This is a genomic window from Spirillospora sp. NPDC000708, assembly GCF_040299565.1.
Lineage (GTDB): Bacteria > Actinomycetota > Actinomycetes > Streptosporangiales > Streptosporangiaceae > Spirillospora.
In genome coordinates this window covers 1-1,068 of the sequence record NZ_JBEPCJ010000258.1, presented here as the reverse complement: position 1 = coordinate 1,068, position 1,068 = coordinate 1, and the positions used below count along the sequence as shown (strand labels likewise).

The window sequence follows — 1,068 nt, the reverse complement described above, 5'->3', positions numbered from 1 at the left end:
TAGGGGTTATTATCTAATTATAGACCCTAAACGAACATCTTTTGTAGAAATCCTTTTTTCTGCTCTTTGAGAAGATCTAGCTTACGCTGATGAAGAGCGATAGTGTCATCTAACTGTTTAAAGAAAGAGCCTATTTTTTGTTGTTCTTCAATCTTAGGTAGCTCTAGATTTAGATTAGAAACTGCAGGATAGTTAACATATATTTGCGTTCCCCCCTGAACAATTCGTTTAACTTTTTCTCTAAAAGGACCATTAAGTATGGTATATGCAAAATTAGAATCAAAGTTTTCTTTCGGAGAAATAATTTCAGTTCGTTGATTGATAACATATTCGTTATCTTTTTCTACCAGTAAAGTTCTTCCAATAATTGTTCCATTAGCAGTTTTATCATTTAGCACCATGGTGAGCTCTCCAGAATTAACAACTCGTCCATCTGTAATTTCATTTGATATTGCGCGAATATTTTGATCAACGTATTGGCTATTTAATCCATAGCTACCAATTGAAATAACTTTGTATACACCATATTTGTCAAAATACTTTTCAATAGCTGTTCCGCCTCTGTGATTAGCTACGTCAGATAACTTACGCTGTTCCCAATCGTCAGCAAACCCCGCAAATCGCAATTCAGGAACTTTTTCCCCATTTTTGGAGAACATTTTTTGTAAGAATCCTTTTTTCTGCTCTTTCAACAAATCTAACTTACGCTGATGAAGAGCGATAGTATCGTCGAGCCCCTTAAAGAATAATCCTATTTTAGTTTGTTCTATTTCACTAGGAACATAAACCTTTTGATCTTCGAGATCTGATTTACTTAGATTACCAATTGCCCCATTCCCACCAGAAACAAAAATGTTTATAAATTTACTATACCATGAAGAACTCATAATAGCATTTACAAATTCCGGTTTTTCAGCCCTTGCGACAAGCATAAATCCACCATGAACAGTATCATTTTCAATCCCTTCAATCAAAGCATGCTTACCAACTAAACGGCTAGATCCATTTGCAGAAGTGATAAGAATATCCCCATTTTTCACTTTGTCAATTTTAACTGCCTCTTTATTT

Annotated in this window: 1 protein-coding gene; it reads right to left on the bottom strand. The window is 34.4% G+C overall.

Annotated elements, in window-relative coordinates; all coding sequences use genetic code 11:
• Positions 1 to 26: 26 nt before the first annotated feature.
• The coding region (locus ABT299_RS52805; protein WP_500255501.1) for a restriction endonuclease subunit S at positions 27 to 1,068 on the bottom strand (1,042 nt) is incomplete at its 5' end.